Origin of the sequence: Campylobacter sp. 7477a, from assembly GCF_014892335.1 — a bacterium.
In the GTDB taxonomy this organism is placed as follows: Bacteria; Campylobacterota; Campylobacteria; order Campylobacterales; family Campylobacteraceae; genus Campylobacter_A; species Campylobacter_A californiensis.
Genome location: NZ_JADBJH010000007.1, coordinates 1 through 19902, shown reverse-complemented (window position 1 = coordinate 19902; position 19902 = coordinate 1). Strand labels below are relative to the sequence as shown.

At 37.2% G+C, this 19902-nt stretch carries 18 protein-coding genes; 6 read left to right on the top strand and 12 right to left on the bottom strand.

Going from position 1 to position 19902, the window contains the following annotated elements; all coding sequences use genetic code 11:
• Positions 1 to 87 precede the first annotated feature (87 nt).
• The 3 genes from CCAL5182_RS04375 to CCAL5182_RS04365 form a co-directional block, all read right to left on the bottom strand.
• Positions 88 to 2034 carry a BCCT family transporter gene (locus CCAL5182_RS04375; RefSeq protein ID WP_336610357.1) on the bottom strand — a complete coding sequence of 649 codons (1947 nt, stop codon included), beginning with the start codon at positions 2032 to 2034 and terminating at the stop codon, positions 88 to 90.
• A gap of 134 nt (positions 2035 to 2168) precedes the next feature.
• A complete protein-coding gene (locus tag CCAL5182_RS04370; protein WP_336610356.1) occupies positions 2169 to 3377 on the bottom strand; it encodes a rhodanese-like domain-containing protein in 1209 nt (402 codons plus the stop codon).
• Positions 3378 to 3401: 24 nt separating this feature from the next.
• A complete protein-coding gene (locus CCAL5182_RS04365) occupies positions 3402 to 4871 on the bottom strand; it encodes an NAD(P)/FAD-dependent oxidoreductase (RefSeq protein WP_336610355.1) in 1470 nt (489 codons plus the stop codon).
• 184 nt (positions 4872 to 5055) lie between these two features.
• Between CCAL5182_RS04365 and CCAL5182_RS04360 the strand changes: the two genes are divergently transcribed.
• Entirely contained in the window at positions 5056 to 5394 is a 339-nt protein-coding gene (locus tag CCAL5182_RS04360; protein WP_169935565.1) for a hypothetical protein, read from the top strand.
• Between the two features lie 51 nt (positions 5395 to 5445).
• Here the strand turns inward: CCAL5182_RS04360 and abc-f are convergent, their stop codons facing one another.
• Together abc-f and CCAL5182_RS04350 are read right to left on the bottom strand one after the other, a co-directional pair.
• Positions 5446 to 7386: a ribosomal protection-like ABC-F family protein gene (abc-f, locus tag CCAL5182_RS04355; protein ID WP_336610354.1), complete on the bottom strand. Its 1941-nt coding sequence runs from the start codon at positions 7384 to 7386 to the stop codon at positions 5446 to 5448.
• Between the two features lie 8 nt (positions 7387 to 7394).
• Complete coding sequence (locus CCAL5182_RS04350) at positions 7395 to 8708, bottom strand: sodium-dependent transporter (RefSeq protein WP_336610353.1); 1314 nt, start codon at positions 8706 to 8708, stop codon at positions 7395 to 7397.
• A 217-nt stretch (positions 8709 to 8925) separates the two neighbouring features.
• Here CCAL5182_RS04350 and CCAL5182_RS04345 point away from each other — a divergent pair, with 217 nt between their 5' ends.
• A complete protein-coding gene (locus tag CCAL5182_RS04345; protein ID WP_336610352.1) occupies positions 8926 to 10245 on the top strand; it encodes an MATE family efflux transporter in 1320 nt (439 codons plus the stop codon).
• Positions 10221 to 10871, top strand: a complete 651-nt coding sequence (locus CCAL5182_RS04340) for a M48 family metallopeptidase (protein ID WP_170000016.1) — start codon at positions 10221 to 10223, stop codon at positions 10869 to 10871. Before CCAL5182_RS04345 ends, CCAL5182_RS04340 begins: the two co-directional genes overlap by 25 nt.
• A gap of 60 nt (positions 10872 to 10931) precedes the next feature.
• Here the strand turns inward: CCAL5182_RS04340 and CCAL5182_RS04335 are convergent, their stop codons facing one another.
• The 6 genes from CCAL5182_RS04335 to CCAL5182_RS04310 form a co-directional block, all read right to left on the bottom strand.
• The gene (locus tag CCAL5182_RS04335; RefSeq protein WP_336610351.1) at positions 10932 to 12998 is read right to left on the bottom strand and encodes a TRAP transporter permease; all 2067 of its coding nucleotides are present in this window, start codon (positions 12996 to 12998) and stop codon (positions 10932 to 10934) included.
• 138 nt (positions 12999 to 13136) lie between these two features.
• Positions 13137 to 14075, bottom strand: a complete 939-nt coding sequence (locus CCAL5182_RS04330) for a TAXI family TRAP transporter solute-binding subunit (protein WP_336610350.1) — start codon at positions 14073 to 14075, stop codon at positions 13137 to 13139.
• 196 nt (positions 14076 to 14271) lie between these two features.
• Positions 14272 to 15144: a carbon-nitrogen hydrolase gene (locus CCAL5182_RS04325; RefSeq protein WP_336610349.1), complete on the bottom strand. Its 873-nt coding sequence runs from the start codon at positions 15142 to 15144 to the stop codon at positions 14272 to 14274.
• Positions 15145 to 15164: 20 nt separating this feature from the next.
• Positions 15165 to 16064, bottom strand: coding sequence for a cation diffusion facilitator family transporter (locus tag CCAL5182_RS04320; protein WP_169935549.1), 900 nt, complete (start codon positions 16062 to 16064; stop codon positions 15165 to 15167).
• Positions 16061 to 17032, bottom strand: a complete 972-nt coding sequence (locus CCAL5182_RS04315; RefSeq protein ID WP_336610348.1) for an agmatine deiminase family protein — start codon at positions 17030 to 17032, stop codon at positions 16061 to 16063. The genes CCAL5182_RS04320 and CCAL5182_RS04315 overlap by 4 nt, the downstream gene beginning before the upstream one ends.
• A gap of 577 nt (positions 17033 to 17609) precedes the next feature.
• Positions 17610 to 18251, bottom strand: coding sequence for an XRE family transcriptional regulator (locus tag CCAL5182_RS04310; protein WP_336610347.1), 642 nt, complete (start codon positions 18249 to 18251; stop codon positions 17610 to 17612).
• Between the two features lie 175 nt (positions 18252 to 18426).
• On the opposite strand from CCAL5182_RS04310, the gene CCAL5182_RS04305 reads away from it, so the two are divergent.
• Entirely contained in the window at positions 18427 to 18813 is a 387-nt protein-coding gene (locus tag CCAL5182_RS04305) for a hypothetical protein (RefSeq protein ID WP_336610346.1), read from the top strand.
• Here the strand turns inward: CCAL5182_RS04305 and CCAL5182_RS04300 are convergent.
• Positions 18802 to 19371 (bottom strand): hypothetical protein, encoded by a 570-nt coding sequence (locus CCAL5182_RS04300; protein ID WP_336610345.1) that lies wholly within the window; start codon positions 19369 to 19371, stop codon positions 18802 to 18804. The genes CCAL5182_RS04305 and CCAL5182_RS04300 overlap by 12 nt on opposite strands.
• 112 nt (positions 19372 to 19483) lie before the next feature.
• Here CCAL5182_RS04300 and CCAL5182_RS04295 point away from each other — a divergent pair, with 112 nt between their 5' ends.
• On the top strand, positions 19484 to 19705 hold the full coding sequence (locus tag CCAL5182_RS04295; RefSeq protein WP_059430464.1) for a hypothetical protein: 222 nt from the start codon (positions 19484 to 19486) through the stop codon (positions 19703 to 19705).
• A partial coding sequence (locus CCAL5182_RS04290) for a hypothetical protein (RefSeq protein ID WP_336610344.1) occupies positions 19705 to 19902 on the top strand: 198 nt, incomplete at its 3' end. The genes CCAL5182_RS04295 and CCAL5182_RS04290, both read left to right, overlap by 1 nt.

Genomic DNA, 19902 nt, shown 5'->3' with positions numbered 1-19902 from the left:
TTTTAACGAAAAAATGCTTATTTTTTTAATAAAAAGATATGAATTTATTTGTTTGTCTTACAAAAATATCACAAATTTTTAAAGTCTTCAAGCGTTTCTTACGGTGTGTAAAAACTGCATGTGCTTTCTATACTGTTCAACAACATCGTTTATCAAAGTCGCTTCACTCCAGCCAAGCACGTCATAATCCTGCCCGCCTTCGTTTAAAAATACCTCTGCTCTATAATACAAATCATCGCCGTTAAGGGCTTGAGTGTAGCCTGGGCTATTTCTTTTTACAAGTTTTATGCCGTAGCTAAAGTCTTGTTCGTCCTCCAAGCTCACGCTTAATTTTATAAAATTTCCGCCAGAGTTTTGCTCTATTTTTGAGCTTAAGCCGTTTTTGTCAAATTCATCTTTTAGCTCTGAAAATGCGTCAAAAACAACACTTTGCATAAATTTATACGCATCTTTTTTATTTGGTAGTTCAATGATAGTCTTTAAACGCTCCTGCCAACTTTTTGACAACTCGCCAATAGGCATATTTGAAAAATTTTGCATTTTACTTTTAATATGATCGATCCTTAAAGCTTTAAATAGTCCAAAAATCGCAAACATAAGAGCTAGAGTAAATGGTAAAGCCGCAACTATAGTCATAGCTTGAAGCGAAGCCAAACCTCCTCCCAGCATAAGCGATGCCGCGACTAAACCTATAGCTAGTCCCCAAAAAATTTTCTGCCAAATGGGCGTATTATCAGAGCCGTTTGAACAAAGCATATTTATCACCATCGCAGCAGAGTCGGCTGATGTTATAAAAAATACAACTACCATTAAAATCGCGATAATACATAATATCTTTGATAGTGCGAAATTTTCTAAAAAAACAAAAAGAGCAGTTGCTACGTCGCTAACAACGGCGTTTGCCAAAGTAACATCACCGCCGTTTACTAAATTTATAGCGCTATTGCCAAAAAAGGTCATCCACATAAAAGTAAATCCCGTCGGGACAAAAAGCGCACCGATGACAAATTCTTTTATGCTTCTACCTTTTGAAATTTTAGCTATAAAAAGCCCCACAAAAGGCGACCATGAAAGCCACCAAGCCCAGTAAAGCAGTGTCCAGCCGCCAAGCCAACCGTCACTCATCTTTCCATAAGCATTTAGGTTAAAGGTATTTGCGGTAAGAGCCGCGATGTATTCGCCACTATTTTGTACCAAAGCCCTTAAAAGACCGGTGGTTTCTCCTAAAAACAGAATCAAACTCATAAAAACAATAGCCGTTATGATGTTTAAATTTGATAATATTTTTATCCCTTTATCAACCCCAAGTGCCGCCGAAGCTGTTGCACAAAGACAGAGTATAACAAGCAAGGTTATATTAATATCGGGCATCTTAAACACATAACTAAGTCCTGCATTTACCTGAATAACGCCGTATCCCAGCGAAGTAGCCACACCAAAAAGCGTAGCTATAACAGCAAAAATATCTATAACATCTCCCAACCTGCCGTAAATTTTATCACCTATAAGCGGATAAAACGCCGAACGAAGCGTAAGCGGTAAGTTGTGTCTATACGCAAAAAACGCCAAGATCAGTGCAACTATAGCATATACAGACCAAGCACTTATACCCCAATGAAAAAACGTGATATTCATAGCAAGCCTTGCTGCTTCAACGCTTTTACCCTCTCCAATGGGAGGAGTTAAAAAGTGCATAAGCGGTTCACCTACTCCAAAAAATACAAGCCCTATCCCCATGCCTGCTGCAAAAAGCATGGCAAACCATGAGATATTTGTGTATTCCGGTATGGAGTGATCCGCACCTAGCTTTATCTCTCCAAAACGCGAAAATCCAAGCACAAATACGCTTAAGACTATAATTGCGATAGATAAAACATAAAACCAACCAAATTTATCAGCTACTAAATCCTGCGCACCTTTAAAAATTTGTTTTGAACTTTCAGGAAAAATAAGCGAGAAAATTGTTATTAAAAATATAACTATGATCGAAGGATAAAATACTTTTGGATTAAATTTACTCTTTTTTACTCTCATTTGTCACCTTTAAACTGTATTTGTATCAAAAATAACACAAAAAAGTAAATGTCTAAAAACAAACAAGAGCAAACTCTCATTAAAAAATTTACAAATAAACAAAGCTCTAGCCGTAAAACACGGCTAGATATCACTTACCAATCACTTGGATCGAGTGGCTCGTTAGGCGTAAAAGTGCATTCGCTACCTTTGCATTTTACAGCTGCATCTATATAAACACCTTTTGTAAAGCCACCTTTTTTAGCCTTAGACTGTGCTTCTAAAGCACGACCGCCGGCTGCGCAGTGAAAGATTACATAAGTGTCAGGAAGTTTTGATAAAAATGTCTTTTCGTCATTTTCTTCAATAGATATATGAAGTGAACCAGGAACAAAACCTGTCGCTCTCTCATCGCTTCTTCTTACGTCAACTATAGTTACGCCTGCCGGTAATTTTTTATAATTTGCCAAAAACCATTCGCCGTCAACAGAACCCATATCAAGCCCTTTTTTGATCGGCCCCATAAACGGTGTGCTAAGTTTTGTAACGGCTCCGCTTGCTGCGGCTTCGCTTCCACCTTTAGTTGTTTTTAGCCCCGCTTCTTTCCATGCAGGAACTCCCGCTGAGTAGTTTGCAACTTTAGTATAACCAAGAGAGACTAGCTTTTGAGCTACTATGTGTGACTTTTTGCAGTCATAACCTTGGCAAAACGTAATAATCTGCGTATCTTTGGCACTTGGAAATCTACCGCTAAGTTTATCAAGCTCGGTATCTGTTATAGATATCGCTCCAGGGATGCTTTCTGCTAGAAATTTAGCATAAGGTCTAGCATCTATCATAAATGCCGAGTTGGCGTCAAATGCATTTTTAACAGTTGGGGTACCAACTTCGATATAGTCTTTTTTAGACCATTCAGGATAGCCTGCTTGGTATAATTTTACGTTTTTATAGCCTAGCTCTTTAAGCATGATGGCTACTTTTGGACTTTTTGCACAGTCCCAACCTTGACAAAAAACGATAATCTCTTTATCTTTTGGCGTGCCGTCTATCCTTTTTACATGATCTTTAAAGTCCGTATCATGAATTTGGATACTTGACGGGATAGTTCCTGCATTATAATGTCTATCAGGTCTTGCGTCTATAAATAACGCTTCCGAGTTACCCCTCATACCGCTTCCAAGCTTGCTTCTTGCATAAGAAAAGTCTACAACCTCAAGCTTGCCTTTTTCGATTAACGACTTAACTGAGTCGGACGGTTTTGTAGCTATAGCTTGTGCCGCTGCAGCAGAAGTATTTGACGTAGCGCAACCGCTAAACATCAAAGCCGTTGTAAGCGCAATAGCGCTAATAAATTTCAATTGCATAGTTTCTCCTTTTGTAAAAATGGTTTAAATTCTTCCAGGTAGCATTCCGTGGAAAATTATAGGTTTCATCATATATACCTTAAGCAACCACATACTCCATCGCTCTTTAGTCGGATCAAGAGGGAAAGACGGCGCAGGCTTGCCAGACCAGTCAAACTCGGCAAACATTACGGTGCCGATACTTGTGATAAACGGACAAACTGTATATCCGTCGTATTTAGCAGGCAGCTTATCTTTTTTCTCCATTACGGCGATTAGGTTATCCACAAGCACGTGATACTGTTTTCTAGAGCTTCCGCCGGTTTTTCCAAGAGGCACGGCAGCACAGTCACCTATAGCAAAGACATTCGGATAGGCTGTATGTTGAAGCGTTTCTTTATTAGCCGGCACCCAGCTAGCAGGCGAGCCAAGAGGTGATTTACCTACAGCATCTGGTGCTTTTTGAGGTGGAACAACATGTAAAAAGTCAAATTTTTTCTCAAATGTTTCCTTTTTGGTTATCATCTCATACTCTTCTAGGTCTTTATCCCACTCGCCTTTTTCGACCCATGTTTTTTCAAAAGTTGCAACTTGATTTTGAGTATCTACCGCTACCAAACGTGTTTTAAATTCCCATTTAAAATCGCGCTTGCTAAACTGCTCTTCTATAGCTTTTGCATATTCGGGCACTCCAAAAAGCTTGTCGCTATTTGTGTAAAATAAAATTTCAACCTTATCTCTTACGCCTGCTTTTTTAATTAGATCGTTTGCGATATACATTACCTTTTTAGGTGCGCCACCGCATTTTACAGCAGTAGGTGAGTCTGTAAAGATAAGTTGGAGTTTTTCGTTACCTTTTAAATTTTTAGCCTTTTTTATTATCTCTTGTATACCATCATAAGTATCAACGGAACCTTCTGCAAAATAAAGCGAATAAACACCGTTTTTGCCGACTTTTTTACGCACTTCGTCGCAATTTCCAAGAGTGGTTATCTCACCCTCAAGACCTTTTATGGCTCCATAATTTAAAGTAACACCCATAGCAACCACAAGATAGTCGTAACCAACCTCGGTGCCGTCTTCAAGTATCACTTTGTTATTTTCAGGATCGAAATTTTTAGCTGCTTTTTGTATCCAATTGACCTCTTTTGGCATGAAGTCACTTGTTTGATAAATAATATCTTCTTTCTTATATACACCTGCGGCTATAAGAGTCTGACCGGCCTGATATGAAACAGATATAGGATTTGGCTCGATCACGGTTATATCTGGGTTTCTTAGTCTTTTGCAAAGTTTTGCCGCAGTCGCAACACCGGACAAACCGCCTCCAACGATGACTATCCTGCCAGTAGCCGAAGAGGCAGCTTTGGCTGATACAGGCGCAGCTGCATTTGACAACACTCCCGCCGCTAAAGGTGAGATAGCTATAAGTTTCATTGCCTCTCTACGAGAAAGCTTATAACCATTTTTTTCAAGCTCATCAAGAACTTCATTGATAATCTTGTCTTGGCTCATAAAATACTCCTTTATATAAAATCATATTTTTAAATTTTAAAGTTACATTGTTCTTTTAAGGAACACAGCAATTGTATCATCATCTAAAAATTTATTTTGTAACAAAGTTACATTATTTTAGACTGACATTAAGCTATGATTACAGTGTTAAAACAAAATTTTAAACATACCAAAAGGAGTAGAAATGAAAAAAATAATCTCATGCGCTTTAATAGCAATGATGGGGCTTTCAATAGCCAGTACTACGGCATTTGCCGACTATGCAAGAGGTCAAAAGCTATATCTTAAGTTTATGAAAGATGCTACAGGCATAAAAGGTGATGCTTTTGCGGCACAACACACAATAGCAGAGTGGAAAGGCATGTGTGAAAACGAAGGTGAAGGCTTTATAAAGGCGATGTCATCGAAGTTTCCAAGTGCAAATGATTTTTTAAGTGGAGCACAATTTAAGAAATTTCAACCTGACATTTGTGACTTTGTGATCCATTACGCAAAAGATAGCGGCAACGTTCCTTCTTGCTAAAAACCTTATTCACTCCTGAATTTTAAAATTTAGGAGTGAAAATTTTACTTTCTACACTAAATTCTCTAAATTTTCTGAAATTTCAAGCACTTCAAAATATTCATTTTCTAATTTTTCAAGCTCGGCTTTTTTACTTTCAAGTTCGTCGTAAATTTTATTAATACCAATCTCTTGATAAATTTGCGGATCGCTTAAAGCTGTTTCAAGCTCTAAAATTTTAGCCTCTAAACTTTCTATCAAAGCCGGATTTTCATTTAAAATTTTATTTTGTTTGTAACTTAACTTTGATCCGCTTTTTTGCTTTTGAACGGTTGTGGTTTGGTTTTTTATTAACTCGTTTTCAAACTCATCTATCTCGCCAAGCTCATCTTTTAGCTCCAAATACGCGCTGTATTCATTATGCACAACCTCGATATTTTGACCCTCAAATGCCCAAAGTTTATTTGAAATTTTATCAACAAAATACCTGTCATGACTTACAAAGATAATCGCTCCCATAAAGCTTTGCAGATACTCTTCAAGGATGTTTATAGTAGCGATATCAAGGTCATTTGTCGGCTCGTCAAGAACCAAAATATCATACTCTTTAGTAAAAAGAAGTGCAAGTGCGACGCGGTTTTTTTCACCACCGCTTAAAACACCTACTGGCTTATCAAGATACTCTTTTGGAAATAAAAAATTTTTAAGATATCCGTAAACGTGCATATTTCGTCCGCGCACCATCACGTGATCACCGCCATTTGGGCAAAAAATTTCTATTAAATTTTTATCATCGTTTAGTTCGCTTCGATTTTGATCAAAGTATCCAACCCTCACTTCTCCACGCTCTATCTTGCCTTTAAATGGCGGGATTTTGCCCAAAAGAGCTTTTAAAAGCGTGCTTTTACCACTTCCGTTTCGCCCTACTATCGCTATACGTTCACCTTGAAGAATTCTTGCGTTAAAGTCCTTTAACAGCTCTTTATCGCCCATTTTTAGCGTCAGGTCTTTTACCTCAAAAAGCATTTTTTTACGATTAGTCGAGTGGGTTTGGTTGAAATTTTTACTTGCGCGTTCCAGTTCTAGCTTTACGCGTCTTATCACGCCTGGGTTTTTCTTGGCTTCTTCGCGCATAGCCAGCACACGTTCTTTACGTCCTTCATTACGCTTTAGCCTTGCTTTAACACCGCGTCTTAGCCACTCCTCTTCGCTTTTTAAATTTTTTAAAAGCGTCTCATGGGTTTTAGCCATACTCTCTAAAATTTCTTGTTTTTTAGCCAAATAATACGCATATCCGCCGTCAAATGACCTTATTTTCGCCTCTTCTATCTCTATGCTTCTAGTTGCGATAGCATCTATAAAATAGCGATCGTGACTTATAAATATAATGGTTTGCTTTGAGTTTTTAAGCATATCCTCTAAAAATCTAACCATATAAACATCAAGATGGTTTGTAGGCTCATCAAGCAGTAAAACATCAGGCTTTTTAAGGATAAGTGCACCCAGTGCAACACGCCTGATCTCTCCTCCGCTTAGGCTGTTTACTAGGCGATTTTCATACTCTTTTAGACTAAATTGAACAAGCACTTGCTCTATGCTTCGCTCTATATCCCAGCCGTCTTTACTCTCTATAAATTTAATAAGCTCATCGGCTCTTGCGTGTATGGCGGTATTTTCAGGCTCATGAGCGAGAATTTCAACCACTTTTGCATACTCTTCACGTGCTTCAAAAATTTCTTTAAGCTCTAAATTTAAAACACCTTTAACACTTAAATCATCATCGTATTTTGGGGCTTGAGAGAGCATTTGCACGCTTATATTGTTTTGTGTTACAACACGTCCGCTATCAACATCATAAGCACCACAGATAATCTTCATCAATGTGCTTTTACCACCGCCGTTTTTGCCGATTATGGCGATTCTCTCGCGCTCGTTTATACTTAGGCTGACTTCATTTAAAATTTCATTTGGACCAAATTTTTTACTAACTTCGATAAGATCTATTAGCGCCATTTTTAAACCTAAAATGAAATTCCCATACTTAGGGCAATGACGCAAAGCACAAAGGCAAGAGGAACATAAACATATCTTCCGATGTTATACCATAAGTCGCCGTGCTTTTTGGCTGCTCCAGTGTTTATCTCGTCCATTATCTCCTCTTTTTTTATCACCCAAAACCAAGAAAGAGCGCCGATAACTGCACCGATAGGAATGATATATATACTAACAAGATCCATCCACGGTCCCCAACTTGAGATCATCTCCATGTTTATACCAACTCCTAAACATATAACACAAAGAGCTACAAGCACGTGAGTTCGTTTTAGTTTTGGAAATTTATGAAGTATCGACTCGGCTACAGCCTCAAACATGTTTTGCAAAGATGAAATTCCGCCAAAAATAACAGCCGTAAAAAGTATGATCGCAAAATTTTGCCCACCTGGCATATCTTGTAAAATTTTAGGCAAGGTCACAAAAAGAAGTTTTGGTCCAGCAGCAGGATCCATAGAGTAGGCAAATACGGCAGGTATCATAACAAATGCCGCCACAGTAGCCGCTATGGTATCAAATATCGCCGTCTTTCTTGCAGAGTCAACCACGTCTTCAGTCTTTGGCAAATACGCACCATAAACTATCATGCCAGAACCCGTAATGGAAAGCGAGAAAAACGCCTGTCCCATAGCCGCAACCCAAACCATAGGATCGCTAAGCTTTGAAAAATCAGCCTTAAATATAAATTTATACCCCTCAAAAGCACCATCAAGCATAGCAACACGCACCGCCAAAATAGTAAAAAGTATAAAAAATAACGGCATCATGATCTTGTTTGTTTTTTCGATACTTTTTGCTCCAAAAAATAACGTAAGCAAAGTGCCAACCACAACGATAATATGAAAAGGCACAACCGAATACGGCGTAAGAGCGAAGGACTCAAACCAGGTATTTGCATCAACACTCATTAAAGAGCCACTAAGCGCTTGCGTTAAAGCCTTTAAAACATAAGCTATGATTACCGCGTAGCCGATAGCTATACACATAGAGCCTGCAAGCGGTATCCAGCCTAAAATTTTACCAACTCCGCCGAGTCCTCTTGTTGCAAAGGCGTATTCGTATGAGCCAAGAGTTCCCGTCTTAGCCCTTCTGCCGATGGCATACTCCGCACTTAGCGCAACATAAGAAAAAAGCGCGATAAACATTAGATAGATGATCAAAAAAGCACCACCACCGTTTGCGCCGACCTTATACGGAAAGCCCCAGACATTCGCCATGCCAACGGCAGAGCCGACACACGCGATAATAAAGGCCCACCTAGAGGTAAAATTTTTCTTTTCCATTTTTTATCCGTTAAAATTTAGTTTTTGTATGATTATACTTAAAAAATCTTGTAAGATACCTTTTTAAAGATTACCCATACTTATTGTTTTAAGTATATATCTTTTATTTGTAAGAAACAATAATGCGTCCAAAAGCCAAAGTGTGTAAAATTTACAAGTTTTAAACTAAAATTTCTATCATTTTAGGTAAAATCAGCACTTTTATAAGGAAAATTTTATGAATTTATCTCTCAAAAAACTTACCATACCTATATTTTTGGATATGTTTTTGCACTTTATAACACTCATCATAAACACATATATGGTGACAAAGGTAAGCGTTCATCTAGTCGGAGCTATGGGCGCAGGAAACCAAGTCATGGACCTATTTATGACGATATTTGGCTTTTTAAGCGTGGGTTGCTCTATCGTAGTGGCACAAGCCTTAGGTGCTAAGAACAAAAAACTTGTAAAACGCGTCATTCACGCAAGTATAACATTTAACTCTATCGTAGGGCTTTTGTCTGCGACATTTATCTTTTTTTACGGATATGAAATTTTAGAGCTTCTAAAAGTCCCGGCAAATTTACAACAAGAAAGCTATACCTACTTACATATGCTTGGTTTTGCACTCATGTTTGACGGTATCGGCATGGTGCTTGCTGCGATTTTGCGCGTTTATGGATATGCTACCGAGGTTATGTTTGTTTCGTTTTTAATGAACATTATAACCGTTGCAGGTAACGCCATCATGCTTTTTGATTGGTTTGGCTTGCCAAGTTACGGACTATACGGGGTTGCTATATCAACCATAGCAGGACGATTTGTCGGACTTATCGTGCTTGCCATTATGCTTATCCGCCTTGCAAAAGTTAGAATTTTCATTAAAAGACTATTTAGCTTACCATTTAACGTCTTGCGTAAAATTTTGCATGTCGGGCTTCCAAGCGCCGGAGAAAACCTGCTTTGGATGGCTCAATACATGGTCGCCTTTGGCTTTGTTGCAAGTATGGGAGAAGCAAGTTTGTCGGTGCAAACGATTTACTTTCAAATAACACTTTTAATACTTCTGTGCGGGGCAAGCATAAGCATAGCAAACGAAGTTATAGTCGGGCATTTGGTTGGCGCTAAGCAGTTTGAAGAGGCTTATCTCCGTACTTTTAGGGCATTAAGATACGGCGTTATTGCAACCGTTGTTGTTGTGCTTATAATGTTTGCGTTAAAAGACCTTATCATGCATGAGTTAAATTTAACACAAGAGTTAAAAGATGTTATGTTGCCACTTTTTACGCTATCTATCGTGCTTGAGATCGGCAGGACATTTAATATCGTTATCGTAAATGCTCTTCGTGCTAGCGGCGATGCTAGATTTCCATTGATGACGGGCTTAGTTTTTATGTGGGGTGTAAGTCTTCCGCTTGGGTATTTTTTAGGAATTTATCTTGGCTGGGGAATACTTGGCGTTTGGATAGGATTTACGGCTGATGAATGGCTAAGAGGACTTGTTAATACTTGGCGCTGGAAGAGTAAAAAATGGCAGTCAAAACGGCTTGTATAAATTTTTATAACCTACAAGTCAAGCTAAATTTCAAACCGCGCGTTAAAAACACTCATTTAAGAGTAGCTAAAAACGCGCAAATTTCGATGACGCTACCATTTCGTGCAACTCAAAAACAAGCCATAGATTTTTTAGAAAAAAACAAAGAGTGGCTTATAAATACACATGAGAGAATTTTAAAAAACATGCCAAAAGATGGTGAGTTTATCCTGCTTGGCAAAATTTATAAAATAAAATTCGATGAAATTTACAAGATACCTGTAATCGATGACAATGAAATTTTAGTAAAAGATAAAAACTTGCTTGAAAAATTTAAAAAAACCAGAGCAAAGGAAATTTTTAGCAAAGCTATAATGGAATTTAAGCCACTTATAAATCGTGAGGTTAATCGCATCACCGTAAGAAATATGCAAACTAGATGGGGGAGTTGCAACTCTCGCAAAGGATATATAAATTTAAATATAAATTTGATAGAAAAAGACGAAGAGCTCATAAAATACGTCGTTCTTCACGAACTAACACATCTTATATATCCGCATCATCAAAAGAGTTTTTATAACTTTATCGAGCGTATAATGCCTGACTTTAGAAAGAGAGAGAAAAGACTAAACGGCAAGATCGTATAGGAAATTTAAATTAAAAAAACCGATGTTCAAATTTAAAACCTAAACATCGGGAATTTAATCTTAAGCAGTGGCTAGGGATTTTTCTCGTTTATTTTTCATCCACTGAGTAGCAAATACAAACATATATATACCAAATCCTATCGCATAAGCGGCGTATTCGTTTGGCACAACAGAGTATTTAGCACAGATGTTTGGCACAAGCATCAAAGGCACAACTGATACCAAAAGCACCCTTTCCCAAATTCTGACTTTTGTCACAAAATACCCTTGCAACACACTCGAAAATGCAAACATACCAATTACTGTCATTGCAAAAACAAGTAGTATTTCAAAAGGATTACTCATCCAAACTATCCCTTTTGTATCAAGCGGATCATCTGGGTTTACGCTTTCGATTAGCATAAGTTTGTTATTAAAGAAAAATGCAAACGGCAAGATCGCAGTTCTAAGATCATATAAAAATCCTTGAAGTCCGACTATGACTGGATTTGCCTTGGCAATACCTGCTGCCGCATATGCAGCGATACCAACAGGCGGTGTATCGTCGGCTAAAATTCCAAAATAAAACACAAACATATGTGCAGCTATAGCCGGCACTAAAAAGCCGTTTTTATACGCTAGAAGCAGTATAACAGGCGCGACCAAGCTTGAAACAACTATGTAGTTTGCCGTAGTAGGAAGCCCCATACCAAGCACCAGCGACATAACAGCGGTAAGAAGTAGGATTAAGATTATATTATTTCCGGCGACTTGCTCGACTATCTCTGAAAGCACTTGACCAAGTCCCGTTAGCGATATAGAGCCGACAATAATACCCGCAAGTCCTGTTGCTACAGCTATCGTAGTCATGCTTTTTGCCGCAGAAACCATTGCCCAAAATATATCGCTAAAACCGACCAAAACGTCATCTTTGCTTATCTTTTCGCCTTGGGCTAGTTTTTTTACAGGCTCTTGAAATATCATTATCAAAAATAAAAATCCTATCGCATTAAACGCTGCCGATATGGCAGACTCTTTTGCAATCAAAAGCGTATAAAGCAGGACTAGTATCGGCGTGATATAATGTATACCGCTAAGGAAAATTTTAAGCCTTGAGTGGTATTCGCTTTGCTCTATCCCCTTTAATCCCAATTTACAGCTTTCTAAATGCACGATAAAAAATAACGAGATATAACATGCAAATGCTGGTATAACAGCCGCCATCATGACATTTGTATATGTCATACCTAAAAATTCAGCGATGATAAATGCAGCTGCACCCATAATAGGAGGCATAAGTTGACCATTTACTCCTGCCGCAACTTCGATAGCGCCTGCTTTTGTTCTACTAAGACCGGCTTTTTTCATAAGTGGGATGGTAAAAGTTCCAACAGTCACAACGTTTGCAGTTGAGCTTCCGCTTACCATGCCTGTTAATCCACTTGCTATAACTGAAGCTTTTGCCGGACCACCTCTAAATTTACCAAGTAAAGAAAAGGCTAAATTTATAAAATACTGCCCTGCTCCGGCTCTTTCAAGCAGTGATCCAAAAAGCACAAAAAGATAGATAAAACTAACACTAACACCGATAGGAACTCCAAAAATTCCCTCCGTTGTTAAAAACATATGACCGGCTAATTTCTCAAAACTTGCACCCTGATGCGCGATAATATCTGGCATATATCGCCCAAAATAATCATACAATAAAAATAAAATCGAAATAATACCAAGTGCCGGACCGATGACTCTTCTGCCTGCTTCTATAAGCACGATAACCGCGATAAATGCGATAATTACATCTCTTTGTAAATAGTCACCCGGTCTTTCAGCCAAACTATAAAATTCAATAGCCGGATAAAGCACGGCTAAGGTACCGACAACACATAGTATTAGATCATAAAATGGCAAGCTTGTATGTGCTTTTTTGTGAAAAGTAACCGGATAAAGTAAGAATACAAGGGATATCGCAAAGGCAAGGTGTGCCGATCTTGCAATGTTTGTATTTAAAGGAAAATACGCTATATAAAGCTGAAATACAGACCATGAAAAGCATAAAATAGCTACAAAATAGTTGTAAAAATTACTATTTATCTCTCTCGTTTTGACTTCAACGAATTGCTCTTCGTTCTCGTGAGTTTTATTCTCCATACCTCTCCTTGCTTAAAATCTTAAAAAGCCTAGATTATATCAAAATAAAAATTTTTAACTGCTTAGCTAGCGTTTTAAAATATAGATTTTTTAAAAATTTAAGTGATTTTCAGCAGAAAAATCTGCTGAAAATTTTAATTATTTTATAATCCCAGCTTCTTTAAATACAGCCTCAGCCGCAGGGTGTAAAGGCGCTGAAAGACCTTGGATTAAGTTATCTTTTGTTACTGATTTTAGCGCAGGGTGTAAAGTTTTATACTCATCAAAATTATCAAGTATTGACTTAACAACAGCTCTAACAGCCTCATTGTTAGCACTTTCATCAGCCACCAAAACAGCCTTAACACCTATGCTATTTACATCTCTATTTATACCTTCATAGCTACCGTTTGGTATAACACCTTTTGCAAAATACGGATAGTCGGCTATCATCTTATCAACGTCTTCGCCAGTAATATCCAAGATGTCAATAGGCATTGAGTTTGCCGCATCAGTGATATTTGCTGTAGGATGTCCCACCATAAAGCTATAGCCGTCTATTTTTTTATCTTTTAGCGCATGAGGGCACTCTTGCACCGTCAAAACACCACGATATCCAAGCTTAGCAACATCAAATTTCTTAGCTTTAAACACAGCTAGGGTTGTTACTTCGTTACCACTACCAGGATTTCCTACATTGTATTTTTTACCGGCTAAGTCTTCAATGCTTTTTATACCGCTATCCTTTGTAACAACAAGCGCTAAAAGCTCAGGATATATAGATACGACCGAGCGCAATCTTTGATCACCCATTTTTTCAAATTTGCCAGTTCCGTTAAATTTATCATAAACCACATCACTTTGAACAAAACCAAATGTAAGCTCTTTTTTAAGCACGTTATTAACGTTATAAACAGAACCGCCGGTTGATTGAACTGAACATTTGATATTTGGATCTTTGTTTACAAGTCTGCATATAGCGCCTCCTATAGGATAGTAAGTGCCTGTCATGCCGCCAGTGCCTATACTTACAAATTCTTTAGCGCCTAAAGTAGAAGCAAGCAGTAAGCCTGAAAGTATCAATGAACTTTTTTTCATATTTTCTCCTTTGTGATTTTGTCGATAGACAACCTTATTTTGTCATTTTTACAATTTTTTTGCAAGAAATTAGTAAAAAATTTATCATTTTTTATAAAAATGTGTAAAAATGAAATTATCTTTAAAATTTTAATAACTAAGAAAAAATTTATATTATTTTTTATTGTATTTATAAAATTATAAATATTTTTCGCCCTTAGTCGATAAATCTCTTTGTTAATTTTCCATAGAACTCTACCCTGCGATCACGTAAGAACGGCCAAATTCTACGCACTTCTTCGCTTCTTTTCATATCGATATCTACTAAAAAACACTTCTCACTGGCACTATCGGCTCTAAAAATTTGCTCTCCTTGTGAGCCAAAAACAAAGCTATTACCCCAAAATCTTATGCCGTCTGCGACTCCAGAGCTATCAGTTTCAAAACCAATGCGATTTACAGCCACTACCGGCACTCCGTTTGCCACGGCATGCCCCCTTTGCACTGCTACCCATGCTTCAAGCTGGCGTGACTTTTCATCTTCGCCATCACCGTCAAACCAACCGATCGCAGTTGGATAAATTAAAATTTCAGCCCCCTTTAAAGCCATCAGTCTTGCAGCCTCAGGATACCACTGATCCCAACACACCAAAACACCTAGTTTGCCAACACTTGTTTGTATCGGCTCAAAGCCAATGTCTCCAGGCGTGAAATAAAATTTCTCATAAAAAAGCGGATCATCGGGAATATGCATCTTTCTATATTTACCAGCCATGCTTCCATCGCGCTCAAACACAAAAACCGTGTTATGATAAAGTCCGGCGGTGCGCTTCTCAAATAGCGAAGTTACTAAAACTACGTTGTTTTGTTTTGCTACATCGCTCCAAAATTTAACATCACTCTCCCACTCGTTTGCAAGATCAAAAAAGGCCGTATCTTCACTTTGGCAAAAGTATTGCGTCTGGTGAAGCTCCTGAAGCACCACTAATTTAGCGCCGCCGCTGGCTGCTTCTTTGATAAGGTCACAAGTTTTTTTGATCGTTTCTTCTTTTGAGCCGTGAAATTTTTGTTGGATCAAAGCTGTTTTCATTATTTTCCTTTATTTTAATTTTAATCATCATACGGGTCAAGATGAGTAGTGAAATTCCATTCAAATTCGCTAAATTTAAGAGCTATCTCTCTTTCAATCTCATTTGAAATTTCATGAGCATCAAAGAGAGAAATTTCACGGTTAAAAACCAAATGAACCCCAAGGTAGCAGATATTTGCGCTTTGTCTGCTAGTAAGCCCGTGAAAGCCTGCAACCTGCGGTTTTGACAAGATTATCTCTTTTATGGCATCTGTTACGTTTTCATCAAGTGCTTTGTCTAAAAGCACGCCTACGCTTTCTTTCATTAAATTTACCGCACTCACAGCTATATAACCGCTAATTATAATACCAAAAATAGCATCTATCATAACAAATCCGCTAAATTTAATAATCAAAAGAGCTGCCACAACGGCTAAATTTGTTACAAGGTCGCTCTTATAATGCAGCGCGTCGGCTTTTATTATCAAGTTATTGGTTCGCTTTGCAACTCTGTTTAAAAACGCTACCAAAATGCCGGTTACAACCAACGAAAAACACATCACCAAAATACTAATATCAACATTTATGCTAACTTCGTCCGCTCTTATCTTTATAATGCTTTCATAAAGGATAAAAAGCGCGATGCCAATGATAAAAATCCCCTCAAACAATGCAGCCAATGCCTCTACTTTTGTATAGCCGAAGTTAAATTTTGCGTTTGGCGAGGCTTGGGATTTTCTAATTGCAAAAAAATTTAAGACCGATACAAGCAGGTCAAGCATAGAGTCGATCGCCGAGCTAAGCACGGCAACAGAACCGCTAAAAACACCTGCTATAAATTTAACAACAGCCAACACAAAAGCCGTAAAACCGGCGATCAAAACAGCATTTCGTTGAGTTTTTTTAACAGACATTTTTGTATCGTCTTTTGCGTCCATCATCTTTTTCCTACAAATCTATTTTGACTAGAGCAGTGAAGCGAGCCGTTCTGGCGCACAAAAACCAAAGAATTTACCCCGACGATCTTTAAATTCGGCAACGCTTTACTAAGTAAGCTTAAAACCAACTCGTCGTTTTTGTCGTCGTAAGTCGGCACGATCAACGCGTTATTTACAAATATAAAATTTGTATACGTGCAACCTAATCTTTTGCCGTCGTAAAATTTAGCACTTGGTAGCGGCAATGCGAGCAACTTAAGCCCCGTAGCTTCAAGCTCGGCCTTCATCCTACTAAGCTCCTCGTAATGCTCATCATTTTTATCATCGCAACTAGCATAAGCTATCGTATCTGGCGATATAAAACGCGCTAAAGTATCGATATGATGATCCGTGTCATCTCCTTTAATAAAGCCGTGCTTTAGCCAAATTATACGCTCTAAGCCAAATAATTCACTAAGTTTTTCTTCTATCTGCGCCTTACTTAAATTTTTATTTCTATTGTCATTCAACAAGCAATGCTCAGTCGTCAAAAGCGTTTTATCTCCGTCAAATTCAACGCTACCACCCTCAAGTATCATGTCTATATCTTGCATCATACCGCCAAAATGTGCATTTAGGCTTTTATTTACAAGATCGTCTTTTTTACTATCAAATTTTCCGCCCCAAGCATTAAATTTAAAGTTATAACTTAAAATTTTATCGCCGTTTTTAACATCTATCATACCGTAATCTCTTATCCATGTATCGTTTGTGTCGATACGCAAAAACTCACAGTTTTGAAACTTTCTAAAACGATCTAAAATTTTATCATTAGGACAGATTAAAACACACTTTTGATAAGGCGTAACAGCTGCGACAAGCTCTTCGTATGAGTTTAAAATTTCTTCCAGATACTCCGCCCAGTCGCTGTTTTCATGCGGCAAAGACAAAAGCAAACTCTCTTGTTTTTCCCATTCTGCATAAGCTTTCATTGATCATTTCCTTTTTATGTGACAACATTACAAATTCTCACAAAAATTTACTTACTATGTTATTAAAGCAGATATTTTATCATAAATTTTGTGAGGGGGTAAAGAAAATGAGAGTAAAAAATTTGAGTGATAATTTTATGAAAGTGCCTAAAATAGGTAATTTAAAGAGCTTCACTCTCAGTTGTAATGCAAGAAATTTCTCAAATAAAAAATCCCTATAATCCCAAATCGTCCGTTTTGTCCCGAAAGTGATGGAAAAACACTACTTCTTTAAACGCTTATAAAGCCCAAATAAACGCCATTTAAAAGTCTTTTAAATACTGGAAAAATGACGGAAAAATTTAGAAAAATAACAAAGCTCTACATTAAATTATAAAAATATAGCTTTAAAATTTAGGCGATTAATCATCAAAATTTTACAAAAAATGATGATTAATAAAACTTAATGATGATTAATTTGGATAAGATTACGATATTTGGGATAAAAAATTAATCATCATTAGGAAATATAGTTATAAACGCACATTTAAACTTAAAAATTATCACTCTTTGATTAATCATCATTTTAAGTTTTGATTTATTTTTGGATAGTTAGCATTTTCTTACCTAAAACCTTGAAATATGATTGATTTTCTTTTGGATTGTATATTTTATCTTGATATTTGCTATTATCACTAATAATTGTAATGGTGCCATTTAAATTAAATTGTAGGCGTTTTACAAATACCTTATCGTCAAGCAAAATAGCATATATACCATCTATGGCATCATTTTTACTTTCGTCTATCACAACAAATGCGCCGTCTTGAATAGTTGGCTCCATACTATCGCCTTCCACCTGAATCATTTTTACATTGTCTATGTCTGGTGGTGTTTTAAAAAATATCTTATCTAAAATATATTTACCTATAACTTTGACTTCAAAAGGTATTATTCCAAATCCCGCACTGGCTTTCAGATCAATAACATCTACTTCATACGCATCGCTTTCTTGAATATTTTTTTCAATCATATTACCCTTGCCAGTAAAAAGCCACCAGCCGTTTATGTGGAATTTATCCACTATTTTTTCAATTAAATCAAATGATATATTTTTTGTTCTGCCACTTTCTATATCTGCAATCTTGCTACGCTCAATCTCTAATTCTGCTGCAAACTTAGCCTGAGAGCTGATTTCTAGATATTCTCTAATCTTTTTTAACCTGCTACCAGCATTCATATTTTACCTTTTGTGGGAAATTTACACTAAACTATTGACTTTGTGGAAAAAATCCACTATAATTCTTTCAAACTTACGAAAAATTATATCTCATTTAAGATTAAAAGTTTCAAAGGTTTGAAAAAATAGTTCTTTTATTTATCATTGTTAATAAGACTTATCCAAAGGAGACGCTATGAAAAAGTGTAACAAACAAGAAATTCGCTCTAATATCCAGCCGGCATGTCAATCCGAGACAACCTGCAGAGATATTGAGAGAATGTTTGAAAGGGAGTTGGCTCGTATTAGACTTGAGATAAAAAGTGCGCGCCTAAGTGATCTAGGCAAGCTTGCTGATAAGTTTTACTCTATTGGATCTAATTACTTCAAATTTGACGAGCGTGATTATGATCGCATAGATAAAGCCGTTGAAAATGAGCTTTTAAACCTAAAAGAAGATCTAAAAGCTTTGAAAATTCCTAAAAAGTTTATTGATGCTATTTTAAAAGATAAAGCAAAAAAGCTCAAAAAACGAGAATTTGCAAGACGAGCCCTTTACCAAGAAGTTTTATCAAAAAGATAACCTACGGCGTTCATCGTAAAGCATAGGCATTTTTCCTAAAGTTTCCAGTTCGTCCAGTTTTGCGTTAAGGCTATCGATTTCATTAAATAATGGAAAAAATAGTCTATTTTGAACGTTCTTTTTTAAGAACGGCGAGCCGTCAGGATCGGATAGAAAGCTATTTTTGCTTTCTATCTTTATCTTCTTGTCTTTGAGAATTTTAGGAATAAATAAAAAATCCTCATTTAAGAATGGTATCAGTAGGGCTTTAGTTTTTATCTCTATCGATAAAGATAGCTGCGAGGCGATATTGCCGTCTTTGCTGTGAGCCAATATGCCGACATAATCTGTTGAGCCTGATATTAGCTGGTATTTTGGGTGGTAGTTAATGGCTATCTTGTATGCTTTTTGAAAATACGAAGCGTAAGCATTTAAGTTAATGATATTGCCGTGTAGATATTTATAGGTATCTACTAGATCAGGTCTAAAATGTTTCATCGTTTCAAGATCGCTTTGTAAATCTATCGCTTTATGTCCATTAGTTATAAGACCGTGAGTTTTATAGCAGAAATATAGCATTTTTTAAGTCCTTGCGGTGAATTTTGAAGTTTGCTTATCAAATTTTACATACAAGGGCTTAAAAAATACTATGGGTCTTATTAGCAATGATAAATAAAGAAAGGAGCAAAAAATGATAAAGCAATACTTTACCGATAACTGCATAAGTATCAGGCAGTGGATAAAAAAGCACGACTTAAACGAGCGCGTGGCTTATTACGTCATAAGCGGCGAAGTAGTGGGAGCAAAGAATTCCGAAAAATGCAAAAAGGTGTTTGAGGCACTTTTAAGCGAGGGCATCATAGATGAGATGCCTAGTGCTTTTAAGGACGACGAGAGTCAAAAGGCTAGCTAATGCTATACGTTAAAACAGGCGTGGCTGCTGAAATTTTTAATATGAATTCACGAGCTTTGGCAAATTCTGCGAATAGGGGTTCGGATAAATACCCATTCATCCGTTTAAATGGTGCAGGCACCAGAAGTCGCGGCGGTGCGATGTTGCTATTTGAGGTTGATATTGCCGACATTAGCTCTTGCGTAAGGGCTAAAAAA